The sequence below is a fragment of the Candidatus Sulfotelmatobacter sp. genome (assembly GCA_035498555.1).
In the GTDB taxonomy this organism is placed as follows: domain Bacteria; phylum Eisenbacteria; class RBG-16-71-46; order RBG-16-71-46; family RBG-16-71-46; genus DATKAB01.
This window is the reverse complement of the sequence record DATKAB010000118.1, coordinates 1-16328: the sequence shown is the minus strand read 5'-3', so window position 1 is coordinate 16328 and position 16328 is coordinate 1. Positions and strand designations below refer to the sequence as shown.

General features: G+C 69.1%; 19 protein-coding genes, 4 tRNA genes and 1 other RNA gene. 4 read left to right on the top strand and 20 right to left on the bottom strand.

All coding sequences use genetic code 11. The features are described 5' to 3' along the window. The 16 genes from VMJ70_10400 to VMJ70_10325 form a co-directional block, all read right to left on the bottom strand. The coding region (locus tag VMJ70_10400) for a hypothetical protein (GenBank protein HTO91529.1) at positions 1-200 on the bottom strand (200 nt) is incomplete at its 3' end. Between the two features lie 331 nt (positions 201-531). Continuing rightward, positions 532-608 (bottom strand) — tRNA-Val (locus VMJ70_10395). Continuing rightward, positions 599-847 (bottom strand): hypothetical protein, encoded by a 249-nt coding sequence (locus VMJ70_10390; protein ID HTO91528.1) that lies wholly within the window; start codon positions 845-847, stop codon positions 599-601. Before VMJ70_10390 ends, VMJ70_10395 begins: the two co-directional genes overlap by 10 nt. Before the next feature lie 220 nt (positions 848-1067). After that, positions 1068-1934 carry an ATP-dependent sacrificial sulfur transferase LarE gene (larE, locus tag VMJ70_10385; GenBank protein HTO91527.1) on the bottom strand — a complete coding sequence of 289 codons (867 nt, stop codon included), beginning with the start codon at positions 1932-1934 and terminating at the stop codon, positions 1068-1070. Between the two features lie 27 nt (positions 1935-1961). Then, positions 1962-3104, bottom strand: a complete 1143-nt coding sequence (gene mltG, locus VMJ70_10380; protein HTO91526.1) for an endolytic transglycosylase MltG — start codon at positions 3102-3104, stop codon at positions 1962-1964. Continuing rightward, complete coding sequence (ruvX, locus tag VMJ70_10375) at positions 3091-3525, bottom strand: Holliday junction resolvase RuvX (protein HTO91525.1); 435 nt, start codon at positions 3523-3525, stop codon at positions 3091-3093. The genes mltG and ruvX overlap by 14 nt, the downstream gene beginning before the upstream one ends. A gap of 11 nt (positions 3526-3536) precedes the next feature. Then, entirely contained in the window at positions 3537-3992 is a 456-nt protein-coding gene (locus VMJ70_10370) for an ATP-binding protein (protein HTO91524.1), read from the bottom strand. A 10-nt stretch (positions 3993-4002) separates the two neighbouring features. Then, on the bottom strand, positions 4003-4989 hold the full coding sequence (locus VMJ70_10365) for an RluA family pseudouridine synthase (protein HTO91523.1): 987 nt from the start codon (positions 4987-4989) through the stop codon (positions 4003-4005). Beyond that, the gene (gene lspA, locus VMJ70_10360) at positions 4892-5509 is read right to left on the bottom strand and encodes a signal peptidase II (protein HTO91522.1); all 618 of its coding nucleotides are present in this window, start codon (positions 5507-5509) and stop codon (positions 4892-4894) included. The genes VMJ70_10365 and lspA overlap by 98 nt, the downstream gene beginning before the upstream one ends. After that, entirely contained in the window at positions 5506-6198 is a 693-nt protein-coding gene (locus VMJ70_10355) for a TraR/DksA family transcriptional regulator (GenBank protein ID HTO91521.1), read from the bottom strand. The genes lspA and VMJ70_10355 overlap by 4 nt, the downstream gene beginning before the upstream one ends. Before the next feature lie 194 nt (positions 6199-6392). After that, positions 6393-7205: a purine-nucleoside phosphorylase gene (locus tag VMJ70_10350; protein HTO91520.1), complete on the bottom strand. Its 813-nt coding sequence runs from the start codon at positions 7203-7205 to the stop codon at positions 6393-6395. Between the two features lie 4 nt (positions 7206-7209). Continuing rightward, positions 7210-7512, bottom strand: coding sequence for a DUF167 domain-containing protein (locus VMJ70_10345; GenBank protein HTO91519.1), 303 nt, complete (start codon positions 7510-7512; stop codon positions 7210-7212). Further along, positions 7509-7808 (bottom strand): YggT family protein, encoded by a 300-nt coding sequence (locus VMJ70_10340; GenBank protein ID HTO91518.1) that lies wholly within the window; start codon positions 7806-7808, stop codon positions 7509-7511. Before VMJ70_10340 ends, VMJ70_10345 begins: the two co-directional genes overlap by 4 nt. 10 nt (positions 7809-7818) lie before the next feature. Next, positions 7819-8523 carry a YggS family pyridoxal phosphate-dependent enzyme gene (locus VMJ70_10335; protein ID HTO91517.1) on the bottom strand — a complete coding sequence of 235 codons (705 nt, stop codon included), beginning with the start codon at positions 8521-8523 and terminating at the stop codon, positions 7819-7821. A gap of 68 nt (positions 8524-8591) precedes the next feature. Beyond that, positions 8592-8954, bottom strand: a transfer-messenger RNA (tmRNA) gene (gene ssrA, locus VMJ70_10330). A 128-nt stretch (positions 8955-9082) separates the two neighbouring features. Continuing rightward, the gene (locus VMJ70_10325) at positions 9083-9520 is read right to left on the bottom strand and encodes a single-stranded DNA-binding protein (GenBank protein ID HTO91516.1); all 438 of its coding nucleotides are present in this window, start codon (positions 9518-9520) and stop codon (positions 9083-9085) included. 162 nt (positions 9521-9682) lie between these two features. Here VMJ70_10325 and VMJ70_10320 point away from each other — a divergent pair. The 4 genes from VMJ70_10320 to pyk all read left to right on the top strand — a co-directional run bounded on the left by VMJ70_10320 (position 9683) and on the right by pyk (position 11434). Then, positions 9683-9756: transfer RNA gene (locus VMJ70_10320), tRNA-Pro, on the top strand. Positions 9757-9804: 48 nt separating this feature from the next. After that, positions 9805-9881, top strand: a tRNA-Arg gene (locus VMJ70_10315). A gap of 39 nt (positions 9882-9920) precedes the next feature. Continuing rightward, positions 9921-9996: transfer RNA gene (locus VMJ70_10310), tRNA-His, on the top strand. Positions 9997-10018: 22 nt separating this feature from the next. Beyond that, positions 10019-11434: a pyruvate kinase gene (gene pyk / locus VMJ70_10305; GenBank protein HTO91515.1), complete on the top strand. Its 1416-nt coding sequence runs from the start codon at positions 10019-10021 to the stop codon at positions 11432-11434. 127 nt (positions 11435-11561) lie between these two features. Here pyk and rdgB read toward each other — a convergent pair whose 3' ends face one another. The 4 genes from rdgB to VMJ70_10285 form a co-directional block, all read right to left on the bottom strand. Then, positions 11562-12179 (bottom strand): RdgB/HAM1 family non-canonical purine NTP pyrophosphatase, encoded by a 618-nt coding sequence (gene rdgB, locus VMJ70_10300; protein ID HTO91514.1) that lies wholly within the window; start codon positions 12177-12179, stop codon positions 11562-11564. 112 nt (positions 12180-12291) lie between these two features. Beyond that, positions 12292-13119, bottom strand: a complete 828-nt coding sequence (locus VMJ70_10295; GenBank protein HTO91513.1) for a FlgD immunoglobulin-like domain containing protein — start codon at positions 13117-13119, stop codon at positions 12292-12294. 5 nt (positions 13120-13124) lie between these two features. Continuing rightward, the gene (locus tag VMJ70_10290; protein ID HTO91512.1) at positions 13125-15197 is read right to left on the bottom strand and encodes a cohesin domain-containing protein; all 2073 of its coding nucleotides are present in this window, start codon (positions 15195-15197) and stop codon (positions 13125-13127) included. A gap of 19 nt (positions 15198-15216) precedes the next feature. Continuing rightward, positions 15217-16328: FlgD immunoglobulin-like domain containing protein (locus VMJ70_10285; protein HTO91511.1), on the bottom strand; the 1112-nt coding region annotated here is incomplete at its 5' end.

Here is a 16328-nt window from a genome sequence, read left to right as displayed (position 1 = left end):
TTGATGGGCACGTTGGCCAGGTCCTTCACCGTGACGGTGAACGCGCCAGCCGGGTCAGCGCTTGTGCCGTTCGTGCCGACGAGGTTGATGCAGGTCGGCACCGTCGAATTGGCCGGGCTCGGCACGGACGCCATCGCCGCGCTCGCGACCAGCACACCACACGCCACCAGGAAAGTGGCTTTGCGAACCAAACCAGTCATGATTTGCACCTCCGTAAAATTGAATCACCCTGTTGCTGAATCGAAGGCAAGGCTCAGTTGCGAGCAATCAGGTCTGGCTGCGAGCCACCTCCTTTCAATCGATCTCTCTTTCGGTCGACTCAAATTGGGTGAGGCGCGGTTAATTCGCGCGATAGCAAGGTCTTCCAAACAGGAGAAAGTCTAAAATCCCGCTCAGGGGGGTGTCAAGACTCTTTTTAGCTTCAACCCTCCCAGCCTGTTGCAGGGTCCAGGTGCCGCCGGCGTCCCCTGGTCGCCGGCGGCCCTTTCCAATCCCGGCCGCGACAGGCAGGTGCGCGTCCGTGCACCCCGCTGGTGGGCGAAACAGGGCTCGAACCTGTGACCCCGTGCTTGTAAGGCACGTGCTCTAGCCAGCTGAGCTATTCGCCCGAACCCTCTGCCCGCCCGCGGACCAGAAGGGACGCCGGAATGAACCCGCAGTAGCCCAGCACGAGCAGCACAGGCGCCAGCGTGACGGACCCCCGGGCCAGCGCCAGATACCCGGCGGCCAGCACCGCAAGTCCCAACACCAGCAGGGATGAATTGGCCCGCCCCCAGTTGAAGCCCAGGTCGCTTTCGGCCGGGCGCCGCTGAACGCGGGGTTTCACGCTGCTTCTGCCGGTGCTCATTCCGTCTCCCTCCTCGCCGCTCCAGGCGGAAACACAAAAGGCCGATGCATCCTAGCCGTCGTTGCGATCGGACTGGGACCATCGGCGAGACCGGGGCCGGGAGCCACGGGGCACCGGCGATCCCAGCGAAGATCGCATTGTGCCGCCGCCCTACGGGGCGCACCTCTCCATACCCCAGGCCCGGTCCGGATGGTTCCCGGATTCTGGGCGGATTGCACGGTCATGCCGGCACCACGCCTTCGTTCAGGCTGCCCGAGCGGAAGCCGCGCGGATCCATGACCACGGCGCGGTAGCCGAGGCGGATCAGCTCGGACTCGACCAGCGACTTCACCGGCTCGGAGGCGAGCTTCGGCAGGTCGGCGAGCGGCACCTCGACGCGCGCGACGTCGCCGTGGTGCCTCACGCGCACGATCCGAAATCCCAGTGAACGCAGCAATTGCTCGCCTCGCTCGATCCTCGACAGGATCTCGCGTGTGATCTCGGTGCCGTAGGGGATGCGTGAGGCCAGGCAGGGCGAGGCGGGCTTGTCGTGGCTCGCGAGCCCGTAGTGCGCCGCGGCCGCGCGCACGTCGGCCTTGCGGAAACCCAGCTCGGCGAGTGGAGATCTCACTCGATGCTCCTCCGCGGCCCTCCGCCCCGGCCGCCAGTCCGCGAGGTCGTCGGCGATCGTGCCATCGAGGATCGCCGTCGCGCCGACGCGCGCCGCCACTTCGCCCAGCTCGCGATACAGCTCGGTCTTGCAGAAGTAGCAGCGCTGGATCGGATTGGAACGGAAATTGGGATCGGACAGCTCACCGGTAGATACGATTTCAACCTGCGCGCCGAACGCTTCGGCCTGGGCGACTGCGAGCCGCAGCTCCTCGGCGGCATAGGAGTCGGAGCGGCCGATCACGCCATGTGCATTTTCGCCAAGCACTTCGTGGGCGACGCGCAGCACCAGGCTCGAGTCCACTCCTCCGGAGTACGCCACCACCACCACCCGGGCTCTCGCGATTTCGGCGCGCAATCGATCCAGCCGGGCGGGCCAGGCGGCTTCGGAATGGGAAGGGCGGGGCTCGCCGATCTGGACGAGCGGATCACTCGACATGAGGTGCCGAGCGTAGCACAGCGACACTCAGCGCCGCGCGGGCGCGTGATTCTTCGCGGCTCTGTGCCGGCCGCCGCCCGCATGCGTGGCGCGGCTCGGCCGCGCAACGCTGTCGGCGACCGCCAGCGTCGAGGAATCGTCGGCGGCGCGTACCGCCCTGACCGCGCGAATGTTGGCGAGGTGCTGCTGGTAGGTCTCGGCGAAGAAATGATGACCGTCGCCGCGGGCCACGAAGTAGAGCTCCTTGCTGTTGGGCGACGGATGGTAGACCGCGAAGATGCTGGCGCGGCCCGGGCTGCAGATCGGCCCGGGCGGGAGCCCGTCGATCATGTAGGTGTTGTAGGGCGATTCATTGCGGAGCTGGCGCAGGTAGAGCCGCGAGCGAGGCTGCATGCCGAGGCTGTAGGCCACGGTCGGGTCGGCCTGCAACTTCATGCCCCTCACCATCCGATTGAGGTAGACGCGCGCGATGCGCGGGCGCTCCTCGTTGGCCTGAGCCTCGGACTCGACGATCGAGGCCAGCGTCAGCGCCTGGAGCGGCGCGAGCGGCAGCGGCAGCGAATCGTGATCCTGGCGCGCGCGCTCGAGGATGTCGAGCTGGCGCAGCGTCATGGTGCGAAACGCCACCTCGGGCGAGGTGCCGGGCAGGAACTCGTAACTGTCCGGCGCGAGATAGCCCTCGAGCGACGGCGCCGGGACGCGCAGCGAATCGAGGAACCGGGGATCGCGCCCGAGCGAATCGAAGGCCGAGGCCGGAACTCCCAGGTGATTCGACAGCAGCAAGCTGACCTCGGTGAGGGTCAGCCCCTCGGGGATCTTGACCAGGTTGAGCCCGCTCATGCCGCGCGCGAACAGGTGGAGCAGCTCGGGCACCGTGGTGCCGAGGCGGAACGAGTACTGTCCGGCCTTGATGTGGCGATCGATGCGCAGCATCCGCGCGAGGAGCTGGAAGCTGAGGGTCCCGCGCAGCAGCCCGACGCGCTTCAACTCCTGCGCGATCTCGCGAAGGTTCTGGCCACGCTGAACCAGCACGACCCGCCGCTCGCGCGGCGGCACCATGCCGGCCGGCAGGAAGAGATCGAACGCGACGATGCCGAACGCGACGATTGCCAGGATCAGCGCCCAACGCCGCGGGCGGAATCGACCGTGGCCGGGCCTAGGTGGGCTCATGCTCCCCGCCCGCTCCATGGCGCAACTTCTCCAGATACGTCTCGAGCAGCGCGACCGCCGCGCCCTGGTCGAGCTTCGCCCGCGCGCGCGCCCCGCGCATGCCGGTCTCGTGCAGCCGGCGCGCGCTCAGCGCCGTGGTCAGGCGCTCGTCGCAGGTATCCACCGGAATCTCGAGCGACCTCCGCAGCGCGGCCGCGAACGCTTCGGCGCGCATCGCCGCTTCGCCCTTTTCGCCGGACAGCAGCAGCGGAAGGCCGACCACCACGCGCTCCGCCTCCTGATCGATCGCGACCCTGGTCACACCCCGCACCGCCTCCTCGCGACCATTCACCTTGAGCGTCGGGAGCCCGGTCGCCAGCAGCCCGGTGGGATCGCTGACCGCGAGGCCGACGCGCCGCTCGCCCCAGTCCACCGCGAGCACTCGCGGCATCCTCACTGCCCCGCGGCGCGGGCGACGGGCGGGCGGAACTTGATCAGGCGGCAGAGGGTGCCGCGCTTGTCGAACTCGAACTCCACCGAGTCCATGCACTGGCGCATGATGAAGATGCCGCGGCCGCGCAGGTCGAGCAGGTGCTCCGGCGAAGTGATGTCGCCGTTCACTCGGCTGATGTCGAAACCCGGGCCGGTGTCGAGCACCGTGATCTCGATGCGGTCGGGATAGACGATGAAATCGGTGTCCACCGGCTTGCTGGCGTCGCGCTGGTGACCGTGCTGGATGGCATTGGTGCCGGCCTCGATCACCGACATCGAGATCTTGGAGCTCTCGTCTCCCGGCAGCTCCAGCCGCTCGCAGATGGACTGGGCCACGTGATCCAGGACGCCCAGCAGGTCGAGCCGGCTCGGGATCCGCACGCTGATGATTTCGGGGCCCAGCAGAGGTTTGGACATGGTTCGAATCTCAACCCGGTCGGTGGTCGCGGAACATCCGCAGATGGTCCACGGCCGCGGCGAAATCGGAAGGCCAGGCGGAGGCAAACTTCAGGGCGCGGCCGTCCACCGGATGTTCCAGTTCCAGCGCGGCCGCATGGAGCGCCTGGCGATGCAGGCACTCGAGCAAGGCCGCAGCGAGGCTACGCTGGGCCTCGTCGAGGCTCAACAGCTTTTTGACACGCCCACCATAGACCGGATCGCCCACCACGGCGTGCCCCTCGTGCGCCAGATGCACTCGTATTTGATGCGTTCTCCCCGTCCCCAGCGTCACCTCCAGCAGCGTCGCCGGCCCGAAGCGCTCCAGCACCCTCCAGTGGGTAACGGCCGGTTTGCCGCCGCGCTTGACCATGGCCATGCGCTGGCGCTGCCGGGGATCGCGGCCGATCGCGCCCGAAATCGTGCCGGAATCGCTCCGCGGCTCGCCCCAGATCAGCGCGTGGTAGACGCGCCGGACGTGGCGATCGTGCAGGGCCTCGACCAGAGTGCGGTAGGCGCGCGCGGAGCGCGCCACCACCATCAGGCCGGAGGTGTCCTTGTCGAGTCGGTGGACGATTCCGGGGCGGCCCGAACCGCCCACGCCGGCGATCGACGGGTCGTGATGGAGCAGGGCGTTGACCAGGGTACCGGCCGGGACCCCGGCGCCCGGATGGACCACCATGCCGGCCGGCTTGTCGACCACGATCAGGTCCGGGTCCTCGAAGACGATTTCGAGCGGCAGCGCCTCGGGGGCGAGCGCCGGCTTCCCGCGCTCCGGAACGGCGAGGCTCACGCGATCCCCGGAGCGCAACTTGCGCGACGCGGTCGCGGCGCGCCCGTTGACCCGGCAGAGCCCGTCCCGGATCAGCGCCTGCACGCGGCTACGAGAGAGGTCGGCCTGCGCCGTCGCCAGGAAGCGGTCCAACCGCTCCCCCGCGTGCGCCGGCGTCACCGACAGATCGAGCGTCTTCGAGGTCATCGGAGGAGGAGAGCGGTCCGGGCGAGGGCAGCGTGGCCGGCTCGCTCGCGTTCACGGTGCGCGCGGGAGGATTCGAGCCGCCGGTCAGAATGAACAGCGCGACGCCGACGGTCACGGCGGAGTCGGCGAGATTGAACACCGGCCAGTGAAAGCGCCCGATCCCCAGTTCGACGAAGTCCACGACGAGACCCGAGCTCACGCGATCCACCAGGTTGCCGAGCGCGCCGCCCAGGATCAACGCCAGCGCGAACTGTTGTCCCTGCCGTGGCACCCGGCCTCTTGCGAATAGCCACAGGATGACGAGCGCCGCGGCGATCGAGAACAGATAGAACGGGAAGCGGCTTCCGGCGCCGAGGCTGAAGGCCACGCCCGAGTTGAGCGCGTAGGTGAGCTGGACATAGTCGCCGATCAAGCGGACCGGCGGGCGTCCGGCGAGATGGGCGGTCGCCAGATGCTTGGTCCACTGGTCGCACGCGAGCACGCCGCCGGCGATCGCCAACAGCGCGACGACCCGCTTCATTGCGCTCCCGTGCCCGTCCCCGGCCCCTGATTCTGATTCTGCGCCGCTCCGCGGCTCTGGCGCTCCTCCTTTTCCTTGCACGACACGCACAGACGCGCGTAAGGCATGGCCTCGAGGCGCGCGCGCGCGATCGGATTGCCGCAGATCTCGCACATGCCGTACTCGCCCTTGTAGAGCCGGCGCAGCGCGTCATCGATCTCCATCAGGATTCGCCCCTCGGCCGAGGCGAACATGAACGCTTTCTCGCGCTCCATGGCGTCGGTGCCGGCATCGGCCATGTGGAACGAGTAGCCGGAGAGATCCCCGGAGCTGTCCCGCTGGTTGACCTTGAGCACGGTGGTCTCGAGGTGGCCCATGTCCTTGAGCAGCTTCTGGCGCTCGGCAAGCAGACGCTCTTCGAAGAACTTCAGGTCCTTTTCGGTCACGCGTTGGGCTCCCTGAGGTGTCATGCGCGAGGGTGGGGCGGGAACGGAGGGACGCGGGCGCGGCGGCGCGGCGGCCGCCTTCTCGTGGATGCGCGCGCGCGACTCGGGCGGCAGCACGCCGAGCGGACGCACCACCGGTGGCGCGCCCTTCGCGGGCTTCCCGCCCTTCTGGGGGACCGTCTTTCCGGCCTTGACCGGCGGCGCCTTGGCGGCCTTGGTCGGTATCGCCTTGAGGGGCTTGGCCGCCTTGGCCGGCTTGGCCACGAGCCTCGACTTCGGAGGCGCGGGACCCCGCTTCGCGGGCTGTCCCGCCCCCGCCTTCTTGGGCGCGGCCCGCTTCGCCGCCTTGCCGGGCTTCGCGGCCTTGGGCCGGGCCGACTTCGAGCGAACGCTACGGCGGGAGCTGGTGGTCGCCATTCTGAACCTCCGGGTTGGAAACGATCCGCGCGTCGCGGACGTCAATCGAGCCGGCGAATCACTTCGGAGACCAGGCGCATGAGCGCGGGCGCGGCGCGCCCGGCCACGGCGAGGATCTCCGGAATGTCGACCGGTTTCAGGTTGTCGGGGAGACAGGCGTCGGTGACGACGTTCAGCGCGAGCACGCGCTGGCCGCCATGCACCGCCACCAGGTTTTCGGGCACCAGCGACATGCCAACGACGTCGGCGCCGACCCAGCGCAGGAAGCGGTACTCGGCGGCGGTTTCGAGATTGGGGCCGGCGACGCCCACGAACACCGCGCGCTCGAGGCGCTGCTTCTGCTCGAGCGCCACCTGCTCGCACAGCGCGACCAGCGCGCGCGAGTACGGTTCGCTCATATCGGGGAAGCGAGGGCCCATGGATTCGTCGTTCGGGCCGATCAGCGGATTGTCGCCCATCAGATTGATGTGATCGGTGGTGATGGTGATGGTGCCGGGCGGAAAGTTCGGATTCATGCCGCCCACCGAATTGGTGATGATCAGCGTCTGGCAGCCGAGCGCCTTCAGCACGCGCACCGGGAACGCCACCTGCTGCATGCTGTAGCCCTCGTAGTAGTGGACGCGCCCCTTCATCACCGCGACGCTCCGGCCCGAGAGCTGGCCCAGGTGCAGCTCGCCGGCGTGACTCTCGACCGTCGAGACCGGAAAGTGCGGGATCTCGCGATACGGAATCGCCGCCGCGAGCTCGAGCGCATGAGCAAAGTCGCCCAGCCCGGTGCCGAGGATGACGCCGACCTCGGGCGCGAGCGCGCAGCGCTTGCGCACCGCCGCCGCGGCCTCCTCGATTCGGGTCATCAGCTCACTCGCCATGCGATCCCTTTCCCGCCCGTCGGCTCAGCGCCGCGTCGAGCCGGCGCCGTGCCTCGTCGGCATCCACTCCGTCCAGCTCCACCATCTTCCCGCGCGCCGACGCGCCCCGCACCAGCCTCAGCTGCGCCACCCGCACGCCCAGCGCCTCGGCGAGCAGCTCGAGCGCCGCGCGGTTCGCGCGCCCCGCCTCGGCCGGCGCGGTGACGGAGAGTTGCAGCGCTCCATCGGCGCGCCAGCCCCTGAGCGCCGAGCGCCTGGCGCCTGGATGCACGTGGAGCGCCAGCCTCGTCACCCCATTCGGATCGAGATGTCGCGTAGCGTCGCCACCACGAACATCTTGATGAACCACAGCGCCAGCATCGCGAGGAACGGCGCGAAGTCGATGCCGCCGATCGTGGTCGGGAACAACCGCCGGATCGGCGCGCACACCAGATCCGAGACCCGCTCGAGAAACTGAACGATCGGGTTGTGCGGATCCGGCCGCACCCACGACAACAACGCGTTGATGAACACCACGACCAGGAGACCGTTGATCACGATCTCGAGGATCGTGGCGATCGCCCTCAACAGATTCCCGATCACGAACATCGGGTCCGCCTCATCCTTCCGCGTCGCGCGGCCCGAACAACGCGGTGCCCAGCCGCACCATCGTGCTGCCGGACTCGATCGCCACTTCGAAGTCCCCGCTCATGCCCATCGACAGGTGCGGAAGCGCCACCCCGGTGCGCTCGCTCGCGCGATCGCGCAGCCACCGCAGGCGCTCGAATCCCTCGCGCGCGTCCTCGGGGCGCGCCACCGGGGCGCCCACGGTCATCAGCCCGTCGAGGCTCAGTGACGGCATGCTCGCCACCCGTCCCACCAGTTCCTCAAGCCCCTCGGGAGCCACTCCGAACTTCGACGGCTCGCCGCTCACGTTCACCTCGATCAGCACCGGCAAGCGCCGCCTGGCGGCCGCCGCCCGGCGATCCAGCGTCACGGCCAGCTCGACATCATCCACCGAATGCACGCGCTCGAACAGCTCGACCGCCTTTCCGGCCTTGTTGCGCTGGAGGTGGCCGATCAGGTGCCAGCGCACCGTGGAGCCCAGCAGCCGAATCTTCGCCTCGGCCTCCTGCACCCGGTTCTCGCCCAGATCCGTGAGCCCCAGCGCGATGGCCTCCGCCACGGTGGCCGGCGGCACGGTCTTGGTGACCGCGATCAGGATCACGTCGCCGGGGCTCCGGCCCGCCCGGGCCGCGGCCCGCGAGATTCGCGAGCGAATCTCGTTCAGACGGCCCCGAAGGGAGCTCAAGACCGGTTTCACGGAACGCGGCAGGGTAGTCACCCGACCTCGCTCCTGCAAGCGAAAAAAGCGGGGATTCTTTGGGGGTATGGTGGAGGCGGCGGGAATCGAACCCGCGTCCGAAAGCCGTTCCCCAGGGAGTCCTACAGGCGTGTCCGGCCGTTTGAATCTCGCGCGCGCCCGCTCCGACCGGCGGGATCGTTCGCGCACCAGCTCGATTGGATCTCGTCTTCGGCCCACGAGCGAGGGCCTCCGACCAGCCTGCGTTTGTATGACGACCGCATCCAGCCCCCACAGGCGGGGTCCGGGCGGTCGTCGCTACCTAAGGGTTAGTTAGGCAGCGAGAGCCATCTGCTCGTTGGCAGATGAATGGTCCCGCTTTTTTGACGAGGTCACGGGTCCCCGGCCTGCACTTCCTGGTTCTCGACCCCCGTCGAGACCTGTGCGCCCCCACGCCAACCGCGGCATTGGATGCTGCCGCCGGCAAGTAGATGGCGCCTCCGACGGGGGGATGACCCGCAGGCGGAGCGACCGGACGAGCCGGGATCCGCCGGCGCAATCACCGGAGGCGCCACTTCGATCAGAACGGAATGTCGTCGTCGGGACCGCCGCCGAACTCTCCCGGAATGTTCTCGTCGGCCGGAACCGTCGCGCCCGCCGCAGCCGGCGCGCCCGCCTCACTGCGCTCGCCACGCCCACCCAGCATCTGCATGGTGTTCGCGATGATCTCGGTGGTGTAGCGCTTCTGGCCTTGCTGATCCTGCCACTGGCGCGTGCGAATGCGGCCCTCGATGTAGATCTGCCGGCCCTTGGTGAGGTACTGGCCGCAGATCTCGGCGAGGCGGCCGAAGGCGACCACGGTGTGCCATTCGGTCTGTTCCTGCTTCTGGCCGCTCTTGTCGGTGTAGCGCTCGGTGGTGGCGAGCCGCATGTTGGCGACCGGCTGGCCGCCCTGCGTGTAACGCATTTCGGGGTTCTGGCCGAGATTGCCGACCAGGATCACCTTGTTGACGCTCATGAAGGATTCTCCGGAGGGGCCCCTGACCCTTGGGGGCGGGGCATCGATTGCGGCAAGAATACGCCGGCCCCCCGGCTTCGTCCACCGCCAAACCCCGGCCGCGTTTGACGCTCCCCCGGCGCGGTCGCTAGTCTGCTTCGGCCGTTGTCATGTGGATCCAACCGGGGCGTGGCGCAGCCCGGTAGCGCACCTGCTTTGGGAGCAGGGAGTCGGAGGTTCAAATCCTCTCGCCCCGACTTTTTTTGCCTGCCGCGCGTACGAGTCGCGACGCCTGAGACGAACCTGCGCCTGTAGCTCAGATGGATAGAGCAGCGGATTTCTAATCCGCCGGTCGGGGGTTCGATTCCCTCCAGGCGCGCCATTTCGCACTCGCATCGCGCGCGGGCGTCACGGAGTGGTGGTGGATGTAGCTCAGCTGGTAGAGCACTGGACTGTGGCTCCAGGTGTCGCGGGTTCGAACCCCGTCATCCACCCCATCCAACACCTGCGTCCCGCCCCGTGAGCCGCCGAGCCAAGATCGTCTGCACCCTGGGTCCCGCCACCCAGAGTCCCGCAGCCGTGCGGGCGCTGGTGGACGCCGGCATGGATGTCGCGCGCCTCAATCTCTCGCACGGTACTCGCGAGGAGCACCAGGCCGTCTACCAGGCGGTCCGCGCCGCCTCCGACGCCGCCGGCCGCGCGGTGGCGGTGATGGTGGATCTCCAGGGCCCCAAGATCCGACTCGGCGAGTTCGAGGGCGGCGAGGCCCGGCTCGAGAACGGCGCCGAGTTCGTGATCACCACCGAGCCGGCGATCGGCACGGCCACGCGCGCCTCGACCACCTATGCCGAGCTGGCGCGCGACGTCCACCCCGGCGACACGTTGCTCGTCAACGACGGCGCGATTCGGCTCGAGGTGCTGGCCAGCGATGGCCGGGAGGTGCGCACGCGCGTGATCGAGGGCGGCCGCGTGTCCGATCACAAGGGGCTCAATCTGCCGGGCGTGGCGGTGAGCGCGCCGGCGCTCACCGAGAAGGATCGCGAGGATCTGCGCTTCGCGCTCTCGCTGCGCGCCGATCTGATCGCGCTGTCGTTCGTGCGCAGCCCGGGCGACGTCGAGGAGGTGCGGCGCGAAATGGCCGCGGCCAACGCGCCGCTGCCGGTGATCGCCAAGCTCGAAAAGCCCGAGGCGGTGGCGCGGCTCGAGGCGGTTCTCGAGGCGTTCGACGGCCTGATGGTGGCTCGCGGCGACCTGGGCGTCGAGATGCCGCTCGAGGAAGTGCCGCTGGTGCAGAAGCGCGCCGTGCATCTGGCGCGCGAGCGTGGCAAGCCGGTGATCGTCGCGACGCAGATGCTCGAGTCCATGATCGAGCACGCGCGCCCGACGCGAGCGGAGGCGTCGGATGTCGCCAACGCCGTCCTCGACGGCGCCGACGCGCTGATGCTGTCGGGCGAAACCAGCGTCGGCGCGCATCCGCTGGAAGCCGTTTCGACCATGGCGCGCATCATTCTGGCCGCCGAAAGCCGTCCCTCGCACCTGGTGGAGCGTCGCGGCCCGCACGCCGGCGGGCCGCAGGGAGCGCTGGCCGCGGCCGCCTCACGGCTCGCGGAAGACGTCGGCGCGCGCGCGCTGGTGGCGTTCACCCACACCGGCGCCACCGCGCGAAGGCTGGCGAGTCATCGCCCCTCGACGCCACTGCTCGCCTTCACCACCGAGCCGGCGGTGCGCAGCCAGCTCGCGCTCACCTGGGGCGTCGAGACGTTCGTGGTGCCGAGCGTCTCGCACACCGACGAGATGGTGGCGCAGGTGGACCGCGCGATGCTCGAGCTGGGCCGTGCCGCGCGCGGCGAAGCGGTGGTGATCGTGGCCGGCACGCCGCCGGGCGTATCCGGAACTACGAATACGATCCGCCTTCACCGGCTGGGAGAAGTCTAGCGAGCGCAAGGGCGGGCCGAGGTCCGAAACAGCGCCAATCACTCGCTCAAGTTGGCGGCCTGGCCGAAACGAACTGGCGGGATCGGCACAATCCCGATCCGGCCGTCAACATTCTTCGCCGCACAACCTATTCCTTCGCCGCCAGGTCCATCATCCGGATCAGCTCGCGCATCGCCTTCGCCCGGTGCGAGATCGCGTTCTTCTCAGCCCCGTCCATCTCGGCCAGGGTGCGCCCCTGACCTGCCACCTCGAAGATCGCGTCGTAGCCAAAGCCGTTCCTCCCGCGCGGCGCCTGGGTGATGCGGCCTTCGAGCACTCCCTCGGCAATCAGCTCGCGACCATCCTTCATACATGCGACGCAGGCGGTGCGAAAGCGCGCCTGCCGGTGTTGCGGCGCATGGCCCTCCATGACGTCGAGCAGCCGGCGCACGTTGTCGGAGTAGCTGGCGCCCGGGCCCGCGAAGCGCGCGGCGTAGATGCCAGGCTTGCCGCCGAGCGCATCCACCTCGAGCGCAGTGTCGTCGGCGATGCTGGTGTCGCCGGTGAGATCGAACGCGGCGCGCGCCTTCTCGAGCGCGTTCTCGCGCACCGTGCGCCCGGCCTCGGGCGCGGCCCGGGCGCCGGGAATCTCGTAGAAGCCCACCACCTCGACCGGGAACCGCGCCAGCAGCTCGCGCAGCTCGCGCACCTTGTCGCGATTGAAGGTGGCGAGGGTGATGCGCTGGCGATCCGTCGGCACAGGCACGAGTTCTCCGAAGCGGACGAGCAGCCGCGAACGGTGGGCTCGCGCGGCGCGTCGGCGCGCGCACGTTAACGACGCTGGTTCGCTCCGTCCAGCCGAGCGACGCGGCCGCGACTCAACGCAGGACCACCAGTCGCTGCCGCCGGTGGACACCGCCGCGCTCGAGATCGAGCCAGTAGGCGCCGGCGGCGACCGTCGCGCCGCCCGCGTCGCGACCGTCCCAGCTCAGATCGAACCGGCCGGCCGGCAGCGCCGCATCGGCCAGCTCGCGAATGCGCCGGCCCGAGACGTCGAGCACCGCGACGCGGGTGCGCGCCGCCGGTCCGCCGTCCGGAATCCAGAGCGCGAAGCGGGCCTCCGAACGCATCGGGTTGGGCGACGGTGCGCCCAGCGCCAGTGCGGCGCCGGCGCTGCCTTCGACCCCCGCCGCGTTGCTCACCTGGATCGCGCCCGTGCCCAGCACCACCGCGGGCGATCCATCGTTCAGCGTGAACGACCGGAACGCGAGCGGAATGTTGGCTCCAATCGGAGCCGAGGCGCTCACCGTGAGCAGCAGGTCCTGGATCAGCGTGGCGCTCGAGCCGAGCGGCGCGAAACCCACCGCCAGCGAGGCCGCGACGGTGGGCGTGGCGTTGCTGAACGGCGTGCCCCAGGTCGCCATCAATCCGCTCCCGAGACTAAAGCTCGCGCCCGAGATCCGGCTGGGATCGAGCGTGAGCTGGTAGCCGATCGAGGTGACGTTGTAGGGAGCGAGGCTCTGATCCACGGTAATCGGGATCAACACCGTGGCGCCGGGCGGCGCCGCGATGGTCGGCAGGTTGACGTGGATCGGCGGGGCGGCGCGCGAGACTCCCGCGGCAAGAAGCGTCGCGAGGCCCGCCGAGGCGAGCCAGGCGCGGCCCGGTCGGCGCCCGCGGCGGTGGCGCAAGCCCGGTCGAGACACGCCGCCTACCTCACCCGAACCAGGCGGCGCGTGAGCCGCTGGCCGGCCCAGTCGAGCCTCAGGAAGTACATGCCGGGCGGGGTTTCGCTGCCCGCGTCTCCGCGTCCGTCCCAGCGCACCTCGTGGATTCCCGCCGGCCAGACGCCGTCCACCAGCGTGCGCACGCGCCGCCCGTCGAGCCCGTGCACGGCGAGCACCATGCGCGCGCCTTCGGGACCGCCTCGCGGCAACGCGAATCGCAGCACGGTCGAGCCTCGCGTTGGATTGGGCTCCGGGGGATCGAGCGCGAACGCCAGCTCGTTCCCGGCGACGATGCCGCTATTGGACTGGACGGTGATGCTGCCGTTCACGATCTGCGCCACCGGACGGCCTTCGTTGAAGATCAGATTGCTGAGCGTCAGCGGGATGACGGTGCCGAGCGTCGCCGAAGGCGAGATCGTCACGTCCACCACCTGCAGCGCAGTGCCGCTTCCGAGCGGCGTCGCGCCAGCCGCCGCGACGTTGAGGCTCGCCCCGCCGGGATTCCCGTAGGCGAGATTGCCGGGCGACCAGCCGCCGATCAGGCCGCCGGGATCGGCCTTCATCTGGGTGACGTTGGTCGGATTCGCGAGCAGCGTGTACTGCGCCGAATAGATCCCGAGCGGCGACAGATCGCGGTCCGACTGGAGCTCGACGCGGACCGTGCCGCCCGGTGGCCCGGTGGCGCCGTTCACGGTGAGCTTGCAGTCGTAGACCGTGACCGAGGTGTTGAGGTCGAAGTTGCCCACCGAGTCCATCGCCTTGACCCGGGTGACGCCGCCTCCCACGGCGGTGAGTTTTCCGGTGGCATTGATGGTCGCGACGGTGGAGTCGAGCGTGCTCCAGGTGATCGGCGGCACGGCCGGACCACTCACGGTGAAGTTCTGGGTCTGGCCGTCGAACAGCGTCACGGCTTCGGGCGATACCGTGATCGCCGGCAAAGCGTTCACGCTGACCACGCCGCTGGTGGGCTTCGCGATCAGGTCCTCGTTGAACAGCGCGGTGCCGAAGTTGATCCCGGTCGCGCCACTGGACGCGCTCGAGGCCAGGCACTGGAGTTCGAACAGCTCGCCCGAACCGGTGAGGCTGGTGGTGCCCGCGAATGCCACCGTGCAGGCGCCGGTCGACGAAGAGAACGAGACCGGACCATAGTTGTACAGCAGCGCGGTGTTGGGCACGTTGACTCCGGTCACTGAGAAGAGCGAGCCGTTGAACGAGAAGGTGAACTGGCCGGAGCGCACCCCGAGACCGTTGAGGCTGGTCACCGTGACCGGGATGACGAAGCTCTGGCCGACCGTGACCGCAGCGTTGCCCGCCGTCACCCCCATGCCGCGCACCTGCACGGTCTGATCGGTGGTGTCGCGGCGGCTCGCCGCGTCCACCGCGAAAACCCGCACTGAGCCCGGCGCGACCCCGGTCATGAGCCCGGTGAGCGTGCCATTGCTGACGATGGTGGCGATCGAGGCGTCGGTGGTGCCCCAGGTGACCGGCGTGGTCACGCTGCCCGAGACGTTGAACTGCAGCGTCTGCCCGCGAATGATTTCGCCGGTGTTCGGGCTCACCGTGATCACCGGGATGGGGAGCACGTTGATGTAGCCGTTCACGGTCGTATCCGCGGGCGTCCCTTCGTTGAAGAGGAACGAGCCGAAATTGAGACCGGTGCCGCTGCCGTTGATCAGTGAGGGATTGATCACGAACCGGATCTGCAGCAGCGTCCCCGACCCGGTGAGCGCGTTGGAGCCAGCGTGGCTGACGAACAGATGGCCGGGCGTCACGCTGAAGGTCGCGTCCCCCCAGCCGGCGGTGCCCGCGATCGATCCGCTGTCCACCACCGCGGTTGCGGTCACGACGCTGGCGTTGTAGGTCACGTCGAACTGGAACGAACGCACATTGAGCCCGGTCAGCGACGTGGTGGTGAGATTGACGAGCACGGTCTGGCCGGCGTAGCCCGAGACCGTGTTGTCGAGCGTGGTCCGCACCGCCCAGGCGGGCGACGCGGCCGCCAGCAGGGCGAGCGCACCGAGCGCGTGGCTCAATCGAAATCGTCGAAGCGTCTTCATGGTCCGCTCCCGGCCCGCGTCAGCGGACGACCGCGATTCGATGGACGGCGTCGAACCTACCCACGTGCGCGCGCACCAGATAGATCCCGGCCCGGACCGGCGCTCCTCGCTGATCGGTCAGATCCCACGAAAGCGGATGCACTCCCGCGCCGAGCGCCCCGCTCGAGAGCGAGCGCACGCGGCGCCCACTCACGTCCACGATCTCGACCGAAGCCGGCTGGCCGGCCTCGTTGGCCGCGATGCCGAGCTGGAACGCCACCGATCGCCGCGCCGGATTCGGGCGCGGGAGCGCGAGCGAGGTGAAGCTCGGCACCAGCTGCGCCGGCGGGGACGCCGGGCCGATCACGGTTTCGTTGACGCGCCCCCAGGCGAGTTGCGGCGCCTGCCAGGCGCCGGCGGGGGTGAAGCGAAGCGTTCCGATCACTCCTGGCGTCAGCGCTTCGGCGGCACCCATGGCCACCAGGCCTTCGCCGTCCTTCACGTTGTTCGCTTCCATCACTCGTCCGCCGTCGGCCGGGTCGAAACCGGACAACGACGCGGCGCCCGCGCCCGTGAGCCTCAGCTCGAGGGCGAAGATCGGCGCGCTTCCGTCGGCGATCACCGGCACGCGCCACTCACCACCGATTTGCTCGGGATCGCCGAGCGAGAGATGGAACGTACCGGGCTCCGAGACGTTGATCGCCGGCGCCAGCGCGTCGGGACGCACGTGACCGGCGCGATTGAAATTGGCCGGGAACGCGCGAATCAGGCCAGCCACCCATTGCAGGATCGTCGAGCCGTCGAGCCCGGTCACGGTGCCGTTGCCGGTCACGTCGGCGAGCGTGGTCTGGAGCGGATTGAGCGTAATCAGCGACACCAGCGACTGATAGATGAGCGAAGCGTCGTAGGCCAGCACCCGGCCGTTCAGGCTCACGTCGCCGATCAACGGGTTGATCAGCCCATTGGTGGCGAAATTGGTGTAGTCGACATTGTTGGTCACCGGATCACCGTTGCCGAGGTTGGTCGGGCCCACGCTGGCGTTGCAGACGTCGGGGGTCGCGCTCGGGTCGTTGGGGCCGTTGTTGGCGCCCCACCAGCACTGCTCGGCGAACACGCAGTGCGAATTGCCGGCGTTGTAGACCGCGTCGTAGA